Annotated in this window: 17 protein-coding genes; 7 read left to right on the forward strand and 10 right to left on the reverse strand. The window is 70.6% G+C overall.

Annotated features, from left to right (window positions below):
* Positions 1–8 precede the first annotated feature (8 nt).
* Positions 9–2,306 (reverse strand): formate C-acetyltransferase, encoded by a 2,298-nt coding sequence (gene pflB, locus ACFYXB_RS27725; protein WP_389586915.1) that lies wholly within the window; start codon positions 2,304–2,306, stop codon positions 9–11.
* A 228-nt stretch (positions 2,307–2,534) separates the two neighbouring features.
* Between pflB and ACFYXB_RS27730 the strand changes: the two genes are divergently transcribed.
* The 4 genes from ACFYXB_RS27730 (at position 2,535) to ACFYXB_RS27745 (ending at position 7,422) form a co-directional block, all read left to right on the forward strand.
* Positions 2,535–3,770, forward strand: coding sequence for a low temperature requirement protein A (locus tag ACFYXB_RS27730; protein WP_389586916.1), 1,236 nt, complete (start codon positions 2,535–2,537; stop codon positions 3,768–3,770).
* A 39-nt stretch (positions 3,771–3,809) separates the two neighbouring features.
* On the forward strand, positions 3,810–4,838 hold the full coding sequence (locus tag ACFYXB_RS27735; RefSeq protein WP_389586918.1) for a P1 family peptidase: 1,029 nt from the start codon (positions 3,810–3,812) through the stop codon (positions 4,836–4,838).
* Between the two features lie 451 nt (positions 4,839–5,289).
* A complete protein-coding gene (locus ACFYXB_RS27740) occupies positions 5,290–6,489 on the forward strand; it encodes an Ig-like domain-containing protein (protein ID WP_389586920.1) in 1,200 nt (399 codons plus the stop codon).
* Between the two features lie 186 nt (positions 6,490–6,675).
* Entirely contained in the window at positions 6,676–7,422 is a 747-nt protein-coding gene (locus ACFYXB_RS27745) for a DUF6227 family protein (RefSeq protein ID WP_389586922.1), read from the forward strand.
* A 58-nt stretch (positions 7,423–7,480) separates the two neighbouring features.
* On the opposite strand, the gene ACFYXB_RS27750 is transcribed toward ACFYXB_RS27745, so the two are convergent.
* The 5 genes from ACFYXB_RS27750 to ACFYXB_RS27770 form a co-directional block, all read right to left on the reverse strand.
* Complete coding sequence (locus ACFYXB_RS27750; RefSeq protein ID WP_389586924.1) at positions 7,481–7,741, reverse strand: hypothetical protein; 261 nt, start codon at positions 7,739–7,741, stop codon at positions 7,481–7,483.
* 109 nt (positions 7,742–7,850) lie between these two features.
* Positions 7,851–10,217 (reverse strand): fructose-specific PTS transporter subunit EIIC, encoded by a 2,367-nt coding sequence (locus ACFYXB_RS27755; protein WP_389586926.1) that lies wholly within the window; start codon positions 10,215–10,217, stop codon positions 7,851–7,853.
* A gap of 97 nt (positions 10,218–10,314) precedes the next feature.
* Positions 10,315–11,262 (reverse strand): 1-phosphofructokinase, encoded by a 948-nt coding sequence (gene pfkB / locus ACFYXB_RS27760; RefSeq protein ID WP_389586928.1) that lies wholly within the window; start codon positions 11,260–11,262, stop codon positions 10,315–10,317.
* Complete coding sequence (locus tag ACFYXB_RS27765; RefSeq protein WP_388498594.1) at positions 11,259–12,020, reverse strand: DeoR/GlpR family DNA-binding transcription regulator; 762 nt, start codon at positions 12,018–12,020, stop codon at positions 11,259–11,261. The genes pfkB and ACFYXB_RS27765 overlap by 4 nt, the downstream gene beginning before the upstream one ends.
* Before the next feature lie 203 nt (positions 12,021–12,223).
* Positions 12,224–13,738 (reverse strand): MFS transporter, encoded by a 1,515-nt coding sequence (locus ACFYXB_RS27770; RefSeq protein ID WP_389586930.1) that lies wholly within the window; start codon positions 13,736–13,738, stop codon positions 12,224–12,226.
* A gap of 62 nt (positions 13,739–13,800) precedes the next feature.
* Between ACFYXB_RS27770 and ACFYXB_RS27775 the strand changes: the two genes are divergently transcribed.
* On the forward strand, positions 13,801–14,772 hold the full coding sequence (locus tag ACFYXB_RS27775) for a YafY family protein (protein ID WP_351344869.1): 972 nt from the start codon (positions 13,801–13,803) through the stop codon (positions 14,770–14,772).
* A gap of 35 nt (positions 14,773–14,807) precedes the next feature.
* Here ACFYXB_RS27775 and ACFYXB_RS27780 read toward each other — a convergent pair whose 3' ends face one another.
* Both ACFYXB_RS27780 and ACFYXB_RS27785 read right to left on the reverse strand, forming a co-directional pair.
* Positions 14,808–15,593, reverse strand: a complete 786-nt coding sequence (locus ACFYXB_RS27780; RefSeq protein WP_389586931.1) for a TetR/AcrR family transcriptional regulator — start codon at positions 15,591–15,593, stop codon at positions 14,808–14,810.
* A gap of 423 nt (positions 15,594–16,016) precedes the next feature.
* Positions 16,017–17,015, reverse strand: coding sequence for a sigma-70 family RNA polymerase sigma factor (locus ACFYXB_RS27785; RefSeq protein ID WP_351344874.1), 999 nt, complete (start codon positions 17,013–17,015; stop codon positions 16,017–16,019).
* Between the two features lie 191 nt (positions 17,016–17,206).
* On the opposite strand from ACFYXB_RS27785, the gene ACFYXB_RS27790 reads away from it, so the two are divergent.
* Positions 17,207–17,725 (forward strand): GNAT family N-acetyltransferase, encoded by a 519-nt coding sequence (locus ACFYXB_RS27790; RefSeq protein ID WP_389586933.1) that lies wholly within the window; start codon positions 17,207–17,209, stop codon positions 17,723–17,725.
* A gap of 16 nt (positions 17,726–17,741) precedes the next feature.
* Here ACFYXB_RS27790 and ACFYXB_RS27795 read toward each other — a convergent pair whose 3' ends face one another.
* Positions 17,742–18,533, reverse strand: coding sequence for a dioxygenase (locus tag ACFYXB_RS27795; protein ID WP_389586935.1), 792 nt, complete (start codon positions 18,531–18,533; stop codon positions 17,742–17,744).
* Positions 18,534–18,662: 129 nt separating this feature from the next.
* Here ACFYXB_RS27795 and ACFYXB_RS27800 point away from each other — a divergent pair, with 129 nt between their 5' ends.
* Positions 18,663–19,172 (forward strand): MarR family winged helix-turn-helix transcriptional regulator, encoded by a 510-nt coding sequence (locus tag ACFYXB_RS27800; protein ID WP_389586937.1) that lies wholly within the window; start codon positions 18,663–18,665, stop codon positions 19,170–19,172.
* A 105-nt stretch (positions 19,173–19,277) separates the two neighbouring features.
* Here the strand turns inward: ACFYXB_RS27800 and ACFYXB_RS27805 are convergent.
* On the reverse strand, positions 19,278–19,943 hold a 666-nt coding region (locus ACFYXB_RS27805; protein WP_389586939.1), incomplete at its 5' end, for an MFS transporter.

Here is a 19,943-nt window from a genome sequence, read left to right on the forward strand (position 1 = left end):
CCTCGCCCTTACAGCGAGCCGTGGAAGGTCCGGTTGATGACGTCGAGTTGCTGCTCGCGCGTCAGGCGGACGAAGTTGACCGCGTAGCCGGAGACCCGGATGGTGAGCTGCGGGTACTTCTCGGGGTGCTCCATCGCGTCCTCGAGGGTCGCCTTGTCGAGCACGTTGACGTTCATGTGGAAGCCGCCGCCGGCCATGAAGCCGTCCAGCACTCCGGAGAGGTTGCCGATGCGCTCCTCGGGGGTGCGGCCCAGGGCGTCCGGGGTGATGGTGTTGGTCAGCGAGATGCCATCCTCCGCGTCGTCGTACGGCAGCTTGGCGACGGAGAGCGCCGAGGCGATGTAGCCGTGCTGGTCCCGCCCGTTCATGGGGTTGGCGCCGGGTGCGAAGGGGGTGCCCGCGCGGCGGCCGTCGGGCGTGTTGCCGGTCTTCTTGCCGTAGACGACGTTCGAAGTGATCGTCAGGACCGACTGGGTGTGCACCGCGTCGCGGTACGTCGGGTGCCTGCGGACCTTCTCCATGAACTCGTGGACGATCCAGCGGGCGATGGAGTCGGCCCGGTCGTCGTTGTTTCCGTACGCCGGGTAGTCGCCCTCGACGAGGTAGTCGACGGCCAGGCCCGTCTCGTCGCGGATCACCTTCACGCGTGCGTGCCTGATGGCGGACAGGGAGTCGGCCGCGACCGACAGGCCGGCGATGCCGCAGGCCATGGTGCGCAGGATCGCCCGGTCGTGCAGGGCCATCTCCAGTCGCTCGTAGGCGTACTTGTCGTGCATGTAGTGGATGACGTTGAGCGCGTGGACGTAGGTCTTCGCGAGCCAGTCGAGAACAGCGTCGTAGGCCGTGAGGACCTGGTCGTAGTCGAGGTACTCGTCGGTGATCGGCTCGAAGCCCTTGGCGACCGTCTTGCCGGAGACCTCGTCGCGACCGCCGTTGACGGCGTAGAGAAGAGCCTTGGCGATATTCACGCGGGCGCCGAAGAACTGCATCTGCTTGCCCGTGGCCATCGCGGAGACGCAGCAGGCGATGGCGGTGTCGTCGCCGAACCGGGGGCGCATGAGCTCGTCGGACTCGAACTGCAGGGCGCTGGTGTCGATGGCGACCCGGGCAGCGTACTTCTTGAAGGCCTCGGGCAGGCGCGGGGACCAGAAGACGGTGAGATTGGGCTCGGGGGCCGGGCCGAGGTTGTGGAGGGTGTTCAGGGCGCGGAAGGTGGTGCGCGTGACCAGCGGGCGCCCGTCCTCGCCGAGGCCGGCCAGGGACCAGGTGACCCAGGTGGGGTCGCCGGAGTAGAGCTCGTTGTACTCGGGGGTGCGCAGGAACCGCACGATGCGGAGCTTGATGACGAAGTCGTCGATGAGCTCCTGGGCCTGGGACTCGGTGAGCAGGCCGCGCTCGACGTCCCGGTGGAGGTAGACGTCGAGGAAGGCGTCGATGCGGCCGATGGACATGGCGGCGCCGTTCTGCTCCTTGACGGCGCCGAGGTAGCCGAAGTACAGCCACTGGACGGCCTGGCGGGCAGTGCGGGCGGGGCCGGAGATGTCGAAGCCGTAGGAGAGGGCCATGGCTCGGAGTTCTTCGAGGGCGTGGATCTGCTCCCGGGTTTCCTCGCGTTCCTGAATGAGCTCAACGGTGGGCCACTCAGCGTCGAGGAGAACATTGACCGCCTCTTTGGCCGCTATGAGCCGGTCGACCCCGTAGAGGGCGACGCGGCGGTAGTCGCCGATGATGCGGCCGCGGCCGTAGGCGTCGGGCAGGCCGGTGATGATGCCGGAGGAGCGGCAGGCGCGGATCTCGGGGGTGTAGGCGTCGAAGACCCCGTCGTTGTGGGTCTTGCGGAGCTTGGTGTAGATCTCCTTGATCGCGGGGTCGGGGTCGTACCCGTAGGCGGTCAGGGCGTTCTCGACCATGCGCCAGCCGCCGTTGGGCATGATGGCGCGCTTGAGCGGGGCGTCGGTCTGGAGGCCGACGATCAGGTCGAGGTCGGGGTCGACGTAGCCGGGCGCGAAGGCGTCGATGCGGGACGGGGTGTGGACGTCGACGTCGTAGATACCGCGTTCGTTCTCGGTGGGGAACATCGCAAGGAGCTTGTTCCAGACCTTGGTGGTGCGCTCGGTCGGGCCGGCGAGGAAGGCGGCGTCGCCCTCGTAGGGGGTGTAGTTGCGCTGGACGAAGTCGCGGACGTCGATGGCGTCGCGCCAGCGGTCGCCGCGGAAGCCCGCCCAGGCGTCCCGGTGCGCCGAGGTTTCGCCCGGCGTCTCTTCCGCAGGCGTCGCAGGGGTGATTCCCGCATGCGTGGCAGTCATGACCCGCACCTTCCGCATCAACTGGTCGCTACGGATCCATTGCACGCCTCGGGCAAGCGCCCTGGGCACCGCATTGGTCCCCAATCCGCGTCCGAACGTCCCACAGCGCGCAAGACCGGTCGGCCCACCTGTCGTCTGACCAGGTCTTTTCCCTGGGACTTTGGACCCTCCCGGGCTTGTGAATCACTTCACAAGATTTTGGTCCGGTTTTCTGATGTGCTGGGGGGCATGACGTCGAGTTCCGCTCCCGCGCCCGCCCAGGGCGCACCGCACACCCCACGGCCCGTACGCAGACTCACCGCGCGTGGACGCGACGAGGCACACCGCGTCGCTTCGCCGCTCGAGCTCTTCTTCGATCTGTGTTTCGTCGTGGCCGTCGCGCAGGCGGGCATCGAGCTCGTGCACGCCGTGGCCGAAGGGCACGCGGGCGGCGGCATCCTCAACTACGCGATGGTGTTCTTCGCCATCTGGTGGGCCTGGATGAACTTCACCTGGTTCGCCTCGGCGTACGACAACGACGACGTGCTCTACCGGGTCGTCGCCCTCGTCCAGATCGCGGGCGTCCTGGTCCTGGCGGCCGGTGTCTCACGGGCGTTCGAGAACCAGGACTGGGTCATGGTCATCTCCGGCTACGTGATCATGCGGCTGGCGATGGCCGCGCAGTGGCTGCGCGCCGCGAGATCGGCCGCGGGCGCGGAGAGAACCATGGCGCTGCGGTACGCCAGTGGTGTGCTGCTGTGCCAGATCGGCTGGGTCGGCCTGGTGGTCCTGCCGGAACCCGCGCGCCCCTGGCTGTTCCTGGTGATGGCGCTCGCCGAGCTGAGCGTGCCCATGTTCGCGGAGAGGGTCATGGCGACCTCCTGGCATCCGCACCACATCGCCGAGCGGTACGGGCTGTTCACGATCATCGTGCTCGGCGAGACCATCGCCGCGGCCACGACCGCCGTGAAGTCCGCCGTGGCGGAGAACGACGCGCTCGGCGAACTGCTGCCGATCGCGGCGGGCGGCCTGCTGATCGTCTTCACCGCCTGGTGGATCTACTTCGTCGTGTCCATCCACGGACATCTGCGCACCAGTAATCGAGCGTTCCTGTGGGGGTACGGCCACTACCTGATCTTCGCCTCGGCCGCCGCGATCGGCGCCGGTCTCGAGGTGGCAATCGAGCAGACGGTCGGTCAGGCACACATCTCCGCCGTGTCGGCCGCGGCAGCCGTGACCCTGCCGACGGCGCTCTACCTGCTGACGGTCTGGGCGCTGCACTCGCGCCACTTCAAGGTCGGCATCGCCCAGCAACTGGTGCTGCCGGTCACGGCACTACTGGTGATCTGCTGCACGTTCCTGGGCCACTGGGCGGTGCTCACGGCCGGCCTCGTGTGCGCGCTGTCGGTGGCGACCGGCGTGATGCTGACGGAGCGCACGGCCGCGCGTCGGCGTAAGGCGCGTGCGAGGGCGAGCGCCGTCTGACCGGTCCGGCGCGCCCTGAGCTGGGACACACTGGCTGGCATGACAGTTGACGCGTTGACGGACGTCGCCGGACTGCGAGTGGGACACGCAACCCGCACCGGCGACGGTTGGCTCACCGGCACGACGGTCGTCCTCGCTCCCGAGGGCGGCGCCGTCGCCGCCGTGGACGTGCGCGGTGGCGGCCCGGGCACCAAGGAGACCGACGCCCTCGACCCGCGCAACCTCGTGCGAAAGGTCGAGGCGATCGTGCTGACCGGCGGCAGTGCCTACGGGCTGGACTCGGCGTCCGGCGTGATGGCGTGGCTGGAGGAGCGAGGGCGCGGGGTGCGGGTCGGAACGGATCCCGCGCACGTCGTGCCGGTGGTGCCCGCCGCCTGTGTCTTCGACCTTGGGCGGGGCGGGGACTTCCGGGCGCGACCGGACGCGGCCATGGGGCGCGCGGCGATCGAAGCGGCCGCGGCGAGCGCCCTGGGCGCGGGGGTGCGCGAGGGGTGCGTGGGCGCGGGTACGGGCGCCGTGGTGGGGCCGCTCAAGGGCGGAATCGGCACTGCGAGCACTGTCCTCGACTCGGGGATCACGGTGGCCGCGCTGGTGGTCGCCAACGCGGCGGGGTCGGCGATGGATCCGGAAACCGGTGTGCTGTACGGGGAGTTGTTCCAGGGGCGTGTGAAGTACCCGGAGGCGCACGTGCATGAGGCCGCGCGCCTGCGGCTAGCCGAGGCCGCCGCGGAAAGCGCCGCTCCGCCCCTCAACACGACGCTCGCCGTGGTCGCCACGGACGCGGAGCTCTCGAAGGCACAGGCGCAGAAGCTGGCCGGCACGGCGCACGACGGCATCGCACGCGCCGTGCGGCCGGTGCACCTGCTCAATGACGGTGACACGGTGTTCGCGCTGGCCACGGGGGTGCGCCCGCTCGACGCCGAGCGCCCTCTCGCACTCAACGACGTCCTCGAGGCCGGCGCGGACGTCGTGACGCGCGCGATCGTACGCGCCGTGCGCGCCGCAGAGTCGGTGGAGGCGCCAGGAGGGACGTGGCCGGCGTACGAGGAGTTGTACGGGCGCCGGTAGACGAGGCGAGGCGCGCGCGTCAGGCACCACTGGCCCCGATCCCGCGCGGCGCTCGGTGGTGAGCCGCGCGGGAGGAGTTGCGTGGCCGGGGGCAGGGCGCGCGGTTCGGGGAACGCGACGGGGCGAGTGCTGGACGGCGTGGTGTGCTCGTCGTGGGCGGGGCGGGTGCGCCGTAGGGGCGCGTGTGGTGGCGGTGCGCACTCCCCGCGTGCGATGACAACACACACGCTCCGCACGTGCGCGCACCGCACCGCCACCGCCCAGCAGATGGCGCCGCTCGGGGCGCAGTTGAGGTCGGGGGCGCCGATGGGGCTGGTGAAGGGTTGGATTGTCGCGGTTCTGTCACGTGATGGCGTTTACGGCTGTTCGGGGGAACCTGTCCCGGGGGCGGTTCCCTCTTTCTTCACGCATCGGAGCGGATCACGCACATCACACGAACCTGGAGCAGCCCGTGACAACGCCGGACATTGCAGCGCGGCGCGCGCTGGGGGCCTGTGCCGCCCTGTTGGTCGGCGCCCTCACCCTCACCGCATGCGGTGGCAACGCCAGCGCCAAGGACGACGGCAAAAAGACGTCCACCGCGAAGATAGTGATCTCCGCGAAGGACAGTTCGACCGGCGCGTCCATCAACGCCACCGGCGTGAAGGTCAGCGACGGCAAGCTGACCGATGTGAAGATGACCGTGGCGGGGTCGGGGCAGGCAGTGCCGGGCGCGATATCGGCGGACGGCGGCAGCTGGAAGCCGAAGGAGCAGCTGGAGCGCGGCACGAAGTACGAGATAGCGGCGACGGCGAAGGACGCGAACGGCCGTACCGCCGCTGCCAATTCCATCTTCACCACCGTCACGTCCTCGAACAGCTTCATCGGGACCTATACGCCGGACGACGGCACCACGGTCGGGGTGGGCATGCCGGTGTCGTTCACCTTCGACAAGGCCATCAGCGACAAGAAGGCCGTGCAGTCGCACATCACGGTCAGCTCCAGCAGTGGTCAGCAGGTGGTGGGGCACTGGTTCGGGGGGCAGCGGCTCGACTTCCGGCCGGAGGAATACTGGAAGGCCGGTTCCAAGGTCACGATGAAGATCGACCTGGACGGGGTCGAGGGCGCGAACGGCGTCTACGGCGTGCAGAAGAAGACGGTGACCTTCACCATCGGGCGCTCTCAGGTGTCCACGGTGGACGTCGGCACGCAGACCATGACGGTGGTGCGGGACGGCAAGACCCTCAAGTCGGTGCCGATCTCGGCGGGCAGCCCGCAGCACACGACGTACAACGGGCAGATGGTGATCTCCGAGAAGTTCGTGCAGACGCGCATGAACGGCTCGACGGTCGGCTACGGCGGCGAGTACGACATCCCGGACGTGCCGCACGCGATGCGTCTGACGTCGTCCGGCACATTCATCCACGGCAACTACTGGTACAGCAAGGGCAACCCGCCCTTCGGCCGCCAGGGCACCAGCCACGGCTGTGTCGGGCTCGCGGACGTACAGGGCGCACGGGGGGCCACCTCCGCCAAGTGGTTCTACGACAACTCGCTCATCGGGGACGTCGTGATCGTCAAGAACTCCCCCGACAAGACGGTGGCTCCGGACAACGGCCTCAACGGCTGGAACATGGACTGGAGCCAGTGGGTCGCCGGCAGCGCCGTCTGATCGGTCGGAACGTCAGAAGTGCCGTCTGACCGGCAGGTTTTGACGGAACGTCGGGCCGCGCGGGAACTTTCCGCGCGGCCCATAATTTTTCATGGCGTACGTTTTCTCGGTTCCCGGACATGATGTCCGACCGAGGGGCTACGGTATGCACCCACAAGGTGACATGCAGCAACGCCGGGAGAAGCCTTGAGCGTTCCGTACGAGACGACAGCGTACGAACCAGCCGAGTCGCCCGAGTCTCCGGAGGAGCACCTCGCGCGACTCCTGCGCCGCGCCCTGAACTCCTTCGAACTGCCCGACGAGGCGATACGGCAGCTCGACTGCGCGCTGGCGCACGACAGTTCGCTGCACTCCGCCCACCACAGCGCGGGCCTGCACCGGGAGACGTACCGGCACACGTGGCTGCTTGCTGACGGCTCAGCGGTCACGTTCTGGGAACTCGTGCACAATACGGCGCCCGGCAGTGACCCGCAGCACGAGGTGTACACCGACGAGGAGGAGCTGCGTGCCGCCACCGCGCGGCTGCCGCTGCCGCCGGACACGCCGGACTTCGAACTGCCGGTGCTGACGCAGTTGTCGCCGCTCCCCGAGCCGCGGCACGCGTACATACCGGACGACTCGGCCGACCACGCGCGCCGGCTGCTGCGCCGTGCGGAGAACCCGGACCGGCCTGACGCGGAGACGGCAGGGCTGCTCGCGACCGCGTTCGCGCACCAGATCACGCAGGCGTTCGGCCGCCCGGGCCGGGCCGGTCGGGTGGGCCTGAGCTACTCGCTCTACGAGCACGCGTTCCTGCTGCGCGACGGCAAGGAGCTCTCCCTCTGGGAGGTTGAGCACACGGCGACGCCCGACGGACGGCACATGTGCGAGGTCTACGCGACGGAGGACGTGGCCAGAGACGCGATGGAGCGGCGGGCGGCCCGACACTGCTGAGGCCAGGCAGACCGCTCTGAGCGTCGGCAGAAGGCCACAAGCGGCCCTCGCCCTCCCGCTAGCGCCCGCCGAGTTGTCGCACGAGGCCCGCGAACGCGTCCTCCTCTGCCGGAGTCAGGGCGGTCGACTCCAGGGCGGGGCCCACTTGGCGCTGGCGCGGCAGGGCGGGGAGGGTGGGCAGTGGGTGGCCGGAGCGCAGTTCGGCCGTCTGCTCGCGGGCCTGGCGCAGGATGCGCGTCAGTCCGATCACCCAAGCGACGGTCGCCAGGACCAGGACGGCCACGCCCGTCAACTGGAGGATCAAGACGCGCTGAGGCATACGCTCCAGTAGACATCACGGCCCGGGACTTTGACCCCGGACCGTGATGAATCTCGCAGGTGCCGTGAACAACTCACAGCGCCCTAAAGGGACAAGAGGAGCGGCTCTGCTACGCCGCGACCGGCTGCTTCGCCTCCGCCGTCGCCGTGGGCGGGTTCGCCGGTGGCTCGGCGGCGGTGGTCTCCGGGGCCGGCTTGCGCATGCCCTTGAGGATGACGACCAGCGCCGTGGTGACGCACACACCGGCCGCGATGGCAAGCAGGTAGAGGAACGGGTTGCCGATCAGCGGGACCACGAAGATGCCGCCGTGCGGGGCGCGCAGGGTGGCGCCGAAGGTCATCGACAGGGCGCCCGTGACCGCGCCGCCGACCATCGAGGACGGGATCACGCGCAGCGGGTCCGCCGCCGCGAACGGGATCGCGCCCTCCGAGATGAAGGAGGCGCCCAGGACCCAGGCGGCCTTGCCGTTCTCGCGCTCGGTCTGCGTGAAGAGCTTGCCGCGCACGGTCGTGGCCAGGGCCATCGCCAGCGGCGGGACCATGCCGGCCGCCATGACCGCCGCCATGATCTTCATCGCGGAGTCGCTGGGGCTGGCCACCGCGATACCGGCCGTGGCGAAGGTGTACGCGACCTTGTTGACCGGGCCGCCGAGGTCGAAGCACATCATCAGGCCGAGCAGGGCGCCGAGCAGGACGGCGTTGGCGCCGGTCAGGCCGTTGAGCCAGTCGGTCATGGCCTTCTGCGCGGACGCGATGGGCTTGCCGATCACGACGAACATCAGGAATCCGACGATCGCCGAGGAGATCAGTGGGATCACCACCACGGGCATGATGCCGCGCAGCGCCGATGGGATGTTGACCTTCTGGATCGCCATCACCACGGCGCCGGCGATCAGACCGGCCGCCAGGCCGCCGAGGAAGCCCGCGTTGATGGTGAGCGAGATGGCGCCGCCGACGAAACCCGGGACGAGGCCCGGCCGGTCCGCCATGCCGTAGGCGATGTAGCCCGCCAGGACCGGGACGAGGAAGCCGAACGCAACTCCGCCGATCTGGAAGAGCAGTGCGCCCCAGCTGTCGGCCTGGGTCCAGATGAAGTGGTCCATGACCGACGGCGCCTTGTTGATCTTGTAGCCGCCGATCGCGAAGCCCAGGGCGATCAGCAGGCCGCCCGCGGCGACGAACGGGACCATGTAACTGACGCCGGACATCAGCCACTTGCGCAGCTTGGAGCCGTAGCCCTCACTCGAGTCACCGGCGCGCTCGACCGGCGTGCGCCCCGGAGCCGGGGCCGTAGTGGCCTCGCCGCGCGCTGCCTTCTCCCGTACCTCGGTGATCAGTTCGGCGGGGCGGTTGATGCCTGCCTTCACACCGACGTCGATGGTCGGCTTGCCTGCGAAGCGGTCCTTGTCGCGTACGGGGACGTCGTGCGCAAAGATCACGCCGTCAGCCGCCGCGATCACGGCCGGGTCGAGCCGGGTGAAGCCCGCCGAGCCCTGTGTCTCGACGACGAGCTCGATGCCCGCGGCGCGGCCCGCGTTCTCCAGCGACTCGGCTGCCATGTAGGTGTGCGCGATGCCGGTCGGGCAGGAGGTGACGGCGACGATGCGGAAGGGGCGCGCGCCCGCGTCGGCCGCGCCACCGGCGCCGGCGTCGGCTTCGGCCGCCTGCGCCGGAGCGGACGCGCTCGCGCCCGGCGTGGACGTCTCAGCCTGCGTCGTACTGCCCGCCGCAGCGTCGGCGGAGGCCGCCCCCGACGCCGCAGCGGTGTCTTCGGAGGCGCCCCCGGCGCCCACAGTGCCACCCACGCCCGGCACGCTCTTCACACTCCCGGCGCCCGCAATTTCACCCGCGCCTCGCGCAGGCTCAGCACTCCCGGCGCTCGCAACCTCGCCCGCGCCCCGCGCAGGCTCAGCACGCCCAGCGCCGGCAACCTCACCCGCGCCCCGCGCACCCTGCACCCTCCCGGCGCCCGCAGCGCCCCCAGCGTCGCCCGCGGCGCCGCGCGCCCCTTCGGCCCCCGACCGCGCCCCCGGCGCCGATTCCCCCCTGATCAGCGCAGCCGCAGCCCCCGCGTCCCCCACCGCACGCAGTGCGGACGTGAACTCGGCGTTCATGAGTTGCCGGGCCAGCGACGACAGGATGGTGAGGTGGGCGTCGTCGGCGCCTGCCGGTGCCGCGATCAGGAAGATCAGGTCGGCCGGGCCGTCCGGGGCGCCGAAGTCGATTCCGGACGCGCTGCGGCCGAAGGCGAGCGTCGGCTCGGTGACGTGTTCGCTGCGGCAGTGCGGGATGCCGATGCCGCCGTCCAGACCGGTCGGCATCTGTGCCTCGCGGGCGGCCACGTCGGCGAGGAAGCCCTCCAGGTCGGTCACCCGGCCCAGGGCCACCATGCGTTCGGCGAGGGCACGTGCCGCCGCCTCCTTGGTGTCGGCGGACAGGTCGAGATCGACCAGGTCCGCGGTGATCATGTCGCTCATCGCGGGCTCCTTCGCACGCGTATCGCCCGGGGCGTGGGGTGGGCGGAAAGGGGGACGGGGATGGTGTGGGGGGAGGCAGTGGTGATCGGGGCGGCGTTCATGACACCGGCTCCGTCAGTTCGCGGTCGGTGGGGATCGATGCCGTGACCGTCACCGCCTCTGGGTTCAGGTCGGCCGGTGTCGGCATCACGCTGCCGGGGAGCTGGACGGCGGCCGCGCCGTGGGCGACGGCGGAGGCGAGCGCCTCCGGGCCGCTGCCGCCGGCGATCAGGAAGCCGGCGAGGGAGGAGTCGCCGGCGCCGACGTTGCTGCGTACGGCGTCCACGTGCGCGCTGCCGAACCAGGCGCCCGCGTCGGACACGAGCAACTGCCCGTCCGCGCCCAGGCTCGCGAGCACGGCGCGCGCGCCCATCTCGCGCAACTCCTCGGCCGCCTTCACGGCGTCGCCCACCGTCGCCAGGGGGCGCCCGACGGCCTCCGCCAGCTCCTCGGCGTTCGGCTTCACCACGTCGGGCCGCTCGCGCAGCGCCTCGAGCAGCGCGCGCCCCGAGGTGTCCAGCGCAATGCGTGCGCCGACGGCGTGCGCCCGCGCGACCAGATCGGCGTACCACGCCGGCGCGAGTCCCCCCGGCAGGCTCCCGCAGCACGCGACCCAGTCCGCGTCGCGCGACCGTGCGCGCACTGTCTCGAAGAGCAACTCCTGCTCCTCGGCCGACAGTTCCGGCCCCGGCGCGTTGATCTTGGTGAGCACCCCGTCCGCCTCCGCGAGCGCGATGTTCGAGCGGGTGGCTCCGGCGACCGGGACCGGCGCGACCTCGATGCCCTGCGCGTCGAGGAGTTCCGCGACGAGCGCCCCCGGCGCACCACCCAGGGGCAGGACGGCGACCGTGCGCCGCCCGGCGGCCGCGACGGCGCGCGAGACGTTCACCCCCTTGCCGCCCGGGTCCATGCGTTCGCCGGTGGCGCGGATGACCTCGCCGCGCTCGAGGGAGGGGACCTCGTACGTGCGGTCGAGGGACGGGTTGGGGGTGACGGTGAGGATCATGCGCGTACTACTTCCGTGCCGCCGCGCTCGATGGCGGCCGCGTCTTCCGGGCTCAGCCCGCTGTCGGTGATCAGAAGGTCCACGTCGCTCAGGTCGCCGAAGCGGGCGAAGTGCTCCTGGCCGTGCTTGGCGGAGTCGGCCAGGAGGACCACGCGGCGGGCGGCGGCGACCGCGGCCCGCTTGACGGCGGCCTCGGCAAGGTCGGGGGTGGTCAGTCCGTGCTCGGCGGAGAAGCCGTTGGCGGCGACGAACAGGACGTCGGCGCGGATCTCGCCGTAGGCGCGCAGGGCCCAGGCGTCCACGGCGGCGCGGGTGCGGTGCCGTACGCGACCGCCGACCAGATGGAGCTGGATGCCCGGGTGGTCGGCGAGGCGGGCCGCGATCGGCAGGCTGTGTGTGACGACGGTGAGCGAGGCCTCCAGCGGGACGGCGGCGGCGAGGCGGGCGATCGTCGAACCGGCGTCGAGGATCATCGTGCCCTCGGTCGGCAGTTCGGCCAAGGCCGCCTTGGCGATGCGGTCCTTCTCGTCGGCGGCCGTGGACTCGCGTTCGGCGAGGTCGGGCTCGAAGTCGAGGCGTCCGGCCGGTAGGGCACCGCCGTGCACCCGGCGCAGCAGGCCCGCGCGGTCGAGGGCCTTCAGATCCCGGCGGATCGTCTCCGCGGTGACCTGGAACTCCTCGGCCAGCGACAGCACGTCCACCCGTCCGCCCTCACGGGCGAGGCGGAGGATCTCCTGCTGTCGCTCCGGTGCGTACATGTCCGCTTGCCTCCGACCGATGCCCGAACCTGTGGTTTCGTTGGGAGGCTACGCCCGGATTTCCAGAAAGTAAACAGGTTCGGATTTCATTCGGGCATGAACGGACTTCCGATCCGTTCAGCAACGCCTCCGGACACGTTCGGATACGAAAGAAGGGCCCGGCACCGACCAGGTACCGGACCCTTTCCCTGCAGTCCATGCCGCTACGACACCAGCTCAGGCTCCCGCTCGCCCGCCGGAACCTCCGCCCCGGCCCCCTCCACATGCTGCGCCGGCCGCTTCGGCAGCGCGAACATCAGCAGGAAGATCACGCCCAGCACCGCGGCGACCCAGCCCAGCGCGTGCTCGAAGGCGTTCACGAAGGCCGGGCCGACCTGCGCCGGAGTCAGCCGGTCGGCGATCGCGCCGAAGAACACCACCGACACCAGCCCGAGCCCGAGCGCGTTGCCCATCTGCTGCACGGTGTTGATCAGCCCGGACGCGGAACCGGCGTGTTCCCGCGGCACCTCCGAGAGCACCGCGTCCGTCAGCGGGGCGACGATCAGCCCCATGCCGGCGCCCATGACGACCAGCGGAAGCGTCATCTGCCAGGGGGCGATGCCGAGGCCGTACCGCTCGGACTCCCCGAGGTAGAGCAGGACACCGAGGGCCATCACCAGCGCGCCGGCCTGCAGCACCTTGCGGCCGAAGCGCGGGACCAGCTTCTGCACCGACATACCGGCCGCCACGGAGACGGCGATCGAGAAGGGAACGCCGGTCAACCCGGCCCTGAGCGGGCTCCATCCCAGGCCGACCTGCATGTACAACGTCCACACCAGGAAGAAGACGCCGAGCGCGATCCCGAACACCGTCTGCACCGCGATGCCCGCCGCGAAGCTCTTCACCCGGAACAGCGACAGTTCGACCAGCGGGGAGCCGTCCCGCGCGCTCTTGCGCCGCTCGTACGCCACCAGCGCCGCGAACACGACGAGCGCGCCGGCCATCGACACGTATCCCCATAGCGGCCAGCCCAGCTCGCGGCCACGGGTGAGCGGGTAGAGCAGCATCAGCAGGCCCAGCGTCACCAGCGCGACACCGACGAGGTCCAGCTTGAGCGCCCGCGGGGCCCGCGACTCCGTGATGAAGCGGCGGCCGAGCAGGAAGGCCACGACGCCGACCGGCAGGTTGATGAGGAAGATGGGCCGCCATTCGAGGCCGAACAGGTTCCACTGGGTCAGCAGCGCGCCGAGGAGCGGGCCGGACACCGCGCCCAGCCCCACGATCGCGCCGAACAGCCCGAAGACCTTGCCGCGCTCGTGCGCCGGGAAGGTGGCGTGCACGATCGACAGGACCTGCGGCACCATCATCGCCGCCATCCCGCCCTGCAGGATGCGGGAGGCGACCAGCATCTCCGGGTTCGCGGCGAAGCCGCACAGGGCGGAGGCGAGGGTGAAACCGCCGATGCCGACGAGGAACAGCCGCCTGCGGCCGTGGATGTCGCCGAGCCGTCCCCCGGTGATCAGTCCCGCGGCGAAGGCGAGGGCGTAACCGGCGGTGATCCACTGGATCTGGCTGAAGGAGGCGCCGGCGTCGCGCTGGATCGACGGGATCGCGATGTTGACGATCGTGACGTCGACGAGGTCCATGAAGGCCGCGGTCATCACGATCGCGAGGGCGAACCAGCGACGGCGATCACCCGTGCCGGCCCTGTTGGCGAGAGACGTTTCGGTGGAGGTCATGTCCCCAGGCTAGGAAGCTGTTAGGTCAGATCATGTCCTAGTGGTCCGGCATTCTGGAATGCATGACGACCGACACCCCGGCCCGGCTCCTTCAGCTCCTCTCGCTGCTCCAGACGCCCCGCGAGTGGCCGGGCGGCGAGCTGGCCGACCGGCTCGGGGTGTCCCGACGTACGGTCCGGCGGGACATCGACCGGCTGCGGGAGCTGGGCTATCCCGTGCAGGCGACCAAGGGGTCCGACGGCGGATACCGGCTGGTGGCCGGCAAGGCGATGCCGCCGCTCGTGCTCGACGACGACGAGGCAGTGGCGATCGCCGTCGGGCTGCGGGCCGGGGCCGGGCACGCCCTGGAGGGGGTGGACGAGGCGTCCGTACGGGCGCTGGCGAAACTGGAGCAGGTGCTTCCGTCGCGACTGCGTCACCGCGTCTCCACGCTTCAGACCGCGACCACGCCGCTGACCAGCGGCGACGGGGCGAGCATCGCGCCCGAGACACTCACCGTGATGGCGTCGACGGTGGCCGGACGGGAGCGGCTGCGCTTCGCGTACCGCGCCGGGGACGGGACCGGGACGCGGCGGCTGACCGAGCCGTACCGGCTGGTGTCGACCGGGCAGCGGTGGTACCTCGTGGCGTACGACCTCGATCGCGACGACTGGCGGACGTTCCGCGTGGACCGGGTGAGCGAGCCCTTCGCCACCGGGGCCCGGTTCGCCCCGCGGGAACTGCCGACGGGGAGTGCGGCGGAGTATCTGCGGCGGTCGATCGGGCGGCAGCAGGAGACGTACGAGTTCACGGTCGCCTTCGCCGCGCCGGCGAACGTCGTCGCCGCCCGGCTGCCCGGATGGCTCGGCACTCCGGAGCCGGACGGGGAGTCGGGGCCGACCTGCGTCGTGCGGGGGTCGACGAGGGATCCCGTGGAGCGGCTGGCGATTCGGCTGGCGATGACCGGGTGTGATTTCGTCGTCCGTCGGCCGGAGGAACTCGTGGTGTGCGTAAGGGAGTTGGGCCGGCGGTTGAGTCGGGCGGGGGGTGTGTGAGGGGGCGTACGTACGGCGGTACTGTGCGCGCGCTCCTACCCCTCCCCCGCCCCGACCCCCCAGGAGAACCCGCGCAACGCCTCCAAGTTCCGCAGTGCCAGCGCCGCCGGGCCCGCCGCGCCCGACGCCCTCGCCTTGCCGGAGGCCCAGGACTCGACCGCCACGCGTACCGCCGCGCTCGCGACCGCCGCGGTGAAGCGGAGTTCGGGGGTGACCGAGGCCTCGGTGCCAACGTTGTCGCCGCCTTGCGCCGGAGCTCCCGGACCTGGAGCGCCCGGTGCCGAAGTCCCCGCCGGGGCCCCCTGCGCCCGAGTCCCGGATCCCGAAGTCGTCCGGGCCGTCAGGACCTCCGCCAACGTCCGCTCCGACTCCTGGCACACCTCCGCCCAGACCTTGCGGACCCCAGGGCTGGAGTGGGCCAGGCAGATGAGGGTGCGGACCCATTCCCAGGAGGCGGCGGAGACGCCGACGCCGGGGGTGAGCGTATGGCGGACGGCGTGTTCCAGGGCCTCCGGGACACCGAGGTCCGCCGGGGCCTCGCGGACCGCTTCCGCCCAGCGCCGGGCGCCCGCCGCATAGAGGGGGGCGATGGCCTCCTCCTTGGTGGCGAAATAGCGGTAGAAGGTGCGGGGAGCGATGCCGGCGGCCTGGGCGATGTCCTCGGCGCGGGTGGCCCGCAGTCCCTGGCTCACGAAGAGACGGGCCGCCGCCCGGGCGATCTCCATCCGCGTCTCGGCCTTGCGCCGCTCCGTCAGAGAGAGCGGCGGGGCGGAGGAAACTGCCTGGTCGGGGGTCTTGCCGGTGGGGCTGGGGGTGCTCACGTCGGCAGGCTATGCCCATGTGGCAGAATCTGCCATTCGGTGGGCCACCCCGGGGTTCAGGTACGGGGTGGCCCACCGATCAGGCGTGCCTGGGCAGCGGACGAGGCAGATGCCCGGCAGAAAAGAAGCCGGACTCCGACGCCCGGGGGGACAGGCGCCGAAGTCCGGCTCTGGGAAGGTCCCGGCGCCGGGGGGGTTGTGCGTCGGGACGTGGCTCAGAGATCTGACGGGGTCGCGGGAGTGCGGTACCGGACCTCGAACTCCTGGGCCCTGAAGGGTTGTTCCCGGGCCCCGGAGGGTTGAAGCGGCGGTACAGAGCCATGTTTGCGCTGTCTTGCGCCACCCGGCGTGCGCGGGAGGGGCAGGTGTACGCCGTTCGGCGCAAAACAGCCGTACATGCTCTCCCCCGCCGCTCGGTTCCGCTTACGCCGCCGCGTCGAACCCGGTGTCGCGTGCCAGCTTCTTCAGTTCGAGCAGCGCGTGCTTCTCGATCTGACGGATGCGCTCGCGGGTCAGGCCGTGCTCCTTGCCGACCTCGGTGAGCGTGCGCTCCCGGCCGTCGTCGATGCCGTACCGCATCTTGATGATGCTGGCCGTGCGCTCGTCGAGGCGGCCGATGAGGTCGTCGAGCTCCTCGCTGCGCAGCAGCGTCAGCACCGACTGCTCCGGGGAGACCGCCGACGTGTCCTCGAGGAGGTCACCGAACTGGGTCTCACCCTGGTCGTCCACCGACATGTTCAGCGAGACCGGGTCACGGGCCCAGTCGAGCACGTCGGTGACGCGCTCCGGCGTGGAGCCGAGATCGGCGGCGATCTCCGCGGGCTCCGGCTCGCGGCCGTGCTCCCGGTTGAACTCGCGCTGCACGCGCCGGATCCGGCCGAGCTCCTCGACCAGGTGGACGGGCAGGCGGATCGTGCGGGACTGGTCCGCGATGGAGCGGGTGATCGCCTGGCGGATCCACCAGGTGGCGTACGTCGAGAACTTGAAGCCCTTGCGGTAGTCGAACTTCTCGACGGCGCGCACCAGGCCGGCATTGCCCTCCTGGATCAGGTCGAGCAGGGGGAGGCCGCTGCGCGGGTAGCGCCGGGCCACCGCCACGACCAGGCGGAGGTTGGACCGGATGAAGACGTCCTTGGCGCGCTCGCCGGCGGCGACCAGGGCCTCCAGCTCTTCGCGAGTGGCGTCCGAGGCGGACTCCTCCTCGCCGTCGAGGACCTGCCGAGCGAACACACCCGCCTCGATGGTCTGGGACAGCTCGACTTCCTTGGCGGCGTCGAGCAGCGGTGTACGCGCGATCTCGTCGAGGTACATGCCGACCAGGTCGCGGTCGGCGATCTCGCCGCCGTGGGCGCGAACACTGCGGGCCGAGTCGGCCGTCTCGCCGGTGGCGGACTGACGACGGGCGACGGCACGGGTTGCCATGCGTGCTCCCTTGCGATGGTGGGCTAGCGGGTGGTCCTGTGGACGCTCAGCACTCCCGGGAACTCTCCCGGGACTCTCCACGAGTGCCCTGCATCCGAAGGAAACAACGACTGGAAACCGGACAGAATTCCCAACCCGCCCTCCGATTTTTCTGATCATGCAGTACCCTGTCCGCCACACGAGGAGGCGAGGTGCCGCCGGAACGCACAGAGGTCCAGGTCAGGCCCGGAGTCGAGAGCGACCTCGAGGCCCTCACCGAGATCTACAACCACTACGTGCGTGAGGCTCCGATCACATTCGACACCACCGTCTTCACGCCGGAAGAGCGTCGTCCTTGGCTGCTCTCCCATCCTGAAGACGGCCCGTACCGGCTGAAGGTTGCCGTGGACACGGACTCTCAGGAGATTCTGGGCTACGCCACATCCAGTCCTTACCGTGCGAAGCCCGCCTACCTGACCTCGGTGGAGACGACCGTGTACGTCGCGCCGCACGCCGGCCGCCGCGGCATCGGGACGCTCCTGTACGGGGCGCTCTTCGAGGCACTGTCCGGCGAGGACCTGCACCGCGCCTACGCGGGCATCGCGCAGCCCAACGCCGCGTCGACGCGGCTGCACGAACGCTTCGGGTTCCGGTACGTCGGCACGTACCGCGAGGTGGGCCGCAAGTTCGGCCGGTACTGGGACGTGGCCTGGTACGAGAAGGAGCTCTAGACCCAGGCCCGGTGGATCAGCCGAACTGCACCGACCGCTTCGCCATCCCCATCCAGAACCCGTCGATCACGGACTTCTGCCCGTCCAGCTCGCCGCCGGCGTCCGCCGCGCCCATGGTCACGAAGAGCGGGGCGAAGTGCTCGGTGCGCGGGTGGGCGTAGCGGCCTGCGGGGGCCTTGTCGAGGAAGTCCAGCAGGCCGTCCCAGTCGCGGGCCTCGAGCGCCCGCCGGCCCCAGTCGTCGAACTCCGAGGACCAGCTGGGCACCCCGCCGCCGGCGTACCGCAGCGCCGCCAGGTTGTGGGTGAAGAAGCCGGAGCCGACGATCAGGACGCCCTCGTCGCGCAGCGGCGCCAGCTTCCGGCCGATCTCCATCAGCTTCACGGGGTCGAGGGTCGGCATGGAGATCTGCAGGACCGGGATGTCGGCCGCGGGGAACATCTCCGCCAGGGGGACGTAGGCACCGTGGTCGAGCCCGCGGTCGGGGATGTCCTGGACGGGCGTGCCGGGGGCGCGCAGCAACTTGCGCACGGACTCGGCGAGTTCGGGGGCGCCGGGGGCTTCGTACGTCACCTGGTAGTAGTGCTCGGGGAAGCCCCAGAAGTCGTAGACGAGCGGGATGGTCCGTACGGCGCCGAGGGCGAGCGGGGCCTCCTCCCAGTGGGCGGAGACCATGAGGATCGCCTTGGGGCGGGGCAGGCCTGCCGACCAGGCGGCGAGCTGGCCGGGCCAGATCGGGTCGTCCGCCAGCGGCGGGGCGCCATGACTCAAGTAGAGGGCGGGCATGCGCTCCTGGGTGGCGGCGGACATGACAGCGGCTCCCTCCGACGGACCTGGACGATCCGATCACTTGAACAACTGCTTTAAGTCTCAAGCTTCGCCAAAAGACTACGCCGCACTTGTTCAATTTTCAAGGAGATGGCTCGTACAGTGGGAGGCATGAACACGGCACCCGACCCCGCCGAACGGCACCGCTGGCTCAGCGACGAGGAGCAGCGCGTCTGGCGCGCGTACCTGCACGCCACCACCCTGCTCGAGGACCATCTCGACCGCCAGCTGCAGCGCGACGCGGGCATGCCGCACATCTACTACGGCCTCCTCGTCCAGCTCGCCGAGGCCCCGCGCTGCCGGCTGCGGATGACCGAGCTGGCCATGGACGCGAAGATCACCCGCTCGCGCCTCTCGCACGCCATCGCGCGCCTGGAGACGAACGGCTGGGTGCGCCGGGAGGACTGTCCCTCCGACAAGCGGGGCCAGTTCGCGGTGCTCACCGACCAGGGCGCCGAGGTGCTGCGGCGCACGGCGCCGGGCCATGTGACCGCCGTACGCCAGGCGCTGTTCGAGCGGCTGTCCCCGGAACAGCAGAAGACCCTCGGCGAGATCATGGAGATCGTCACCGAGGGTCTTCAGCCCAACGAAGCGGGTGCGGACCTGCCCTGGCTCCGCTGAGCCGCTCACCCAACGGGCCAGGACAGGTCCCGGGAGTCATGCGTACGGAGCGTCCCCTCCGCGCACGCACGACAGGTTCCGGACGGATACCTCAGTACTGTCGCCTCAGTGGGCGATCACGGGGACCGCGATCTCGTCCTCGACGTCGTCGCCGCCCCCGACGGAGGCCACCGTGGAGCCGCCCGGCCGCCCGGCGTTGACGAGGGTCGCGACGAGGACCGCGGAGAGCACCAGGATGCCGACGGCGATCCAGATGGCGACGCTGTAGCCGTGCACGACGCCCTGGAGCTGGACCAGCTGCTGCTGCGGCTTGCCGGTCGCGCCGGCGATGTGGTCCTTGACGTACGACGTCGTCGCGGAGGCGGCGACCGTGTTCAGCAGGGCCGTACCGATCGCGCCGCCCACCTGCTGCGAGGTGTTGACCATCGCGGAGGCGACACCGGCGTCCCGGGGCTCGACGCCCTGGGTGGCCAGGGACATGGCCGGCATGAACGCCGTACCCATGCCGAGGCCCAGCAGCACCAGCGCGGGCGCCACCAACACGCCGTACGACGAGTCGATCTCCAGCTGGGCCAGCAGGAACATGCCCGCCGCGGCGACCAGGAAGCCGGGGCCCATCAGCAGCCGGGGCGCGACCCGGGTCATCAGGCGCGTGCCGATCTGGGTCGACCCCGTGATCATGCCCGCGACCATCGGCAGGAAGGCGAAGCCGGTCTGGATCGGCGAGAAGCCCTTGACGACCTGGAGGTAGTAGGTGAGGAACAGGAAGGT

The sequence above is a fragment of the Streptomyces sp. NPDC002619 genome, from assembly GCF_042889305.1.
In the GTDB taxonomy this organism is placed as follows: Bacteria; Actinomycetota; Actinomycetes; order Streptomycetales; family Streptomycetaceae; genus Streptomyces.

Coding starts and splice junctions, on each gene's coding strand:
- ACFYXB_RS27775 (WP_351344869.1), top strand. CDS start 13,801: ATGACGACCGACACCCCGGCCCGGCTCCTTCAGCTCCTCTCGCTGCTC.
- ACFYXB_RS27765 (WP_388498594.1), bottom strand. CDS start 12,020: ATGTACGCACCGGAGCGACAGCAGGAGATCCTCCGCCTCGCCCGTGAG.
- ACFYXB_RS27785 (WP_351344874.1), bottom strand. CDS start 17,015: ATGGCAACCCGTGCCGTCGCCCGTCGTCAGTCCGCCACCGGCGAGACG.
- ACFYXB_RS27755 (WP_389586926.1), bottom strand. CDS start 10,217: ATGAGCGACATGATCACCGCGGACCTGGTCGATCTCGACCTGTCCGCC.
- ACFYXB_RS27735 (WP_389586918.1), top strand. CDS start 3,810: ATGACAGTTGACGCGTTGACGGACGTCGCCGGACTGCGAGTGGGACAC.
- ACFYXB_RS27770 (WP_389586930.1), bottom strand. CDS start 13,738: ATGACCTCCACCGAAACGTCTCTCGCCAACAGGGCCGGCACGGGTGAT.
- ACFYXB_RS27795 (WP_389586935.1), bottom strand. CDS start 18,533: ATGTCCGCCGCCACCCAGGAGCGCATGCCCGCCCTCTACTTGAGTCAT.
- ACFYXB_RS27730 (WP_389586916.1), top strand. CDS start 2,535: ATGACGTCGAGTTCCGCTCCCGCGCCCGCCCAGGGCGCACCGCACACC.
- pflB (WP_389586915.1), bottom strand. CDS start 2,306: ATGACTGCCACGCATGCGGGAATCACCCCTGCGACGCCTGCGGAAGAG.
- pfkB (WP_389586928.1), bottom strand. CDS start 11,262: ATGATCCTCACCGTCACCCCCAACCCGTCCCTCGACCGCACGTACGAG.
- ACFYXB_RS27800 (WP_389586937.1), top strand. CDS start 18,663: ATGAACACGGCACCCGACCCCGCCGAACGGCACCGCTGGCTCAGCGAC.
- ACFYXB_RS27750 (WP_389586924.1), bottom strand. CDS start 7,741: ATGCCTCAGCGCGTCTTGATCCTCCAGTTGACGGGCGTGGCCGTCCTG.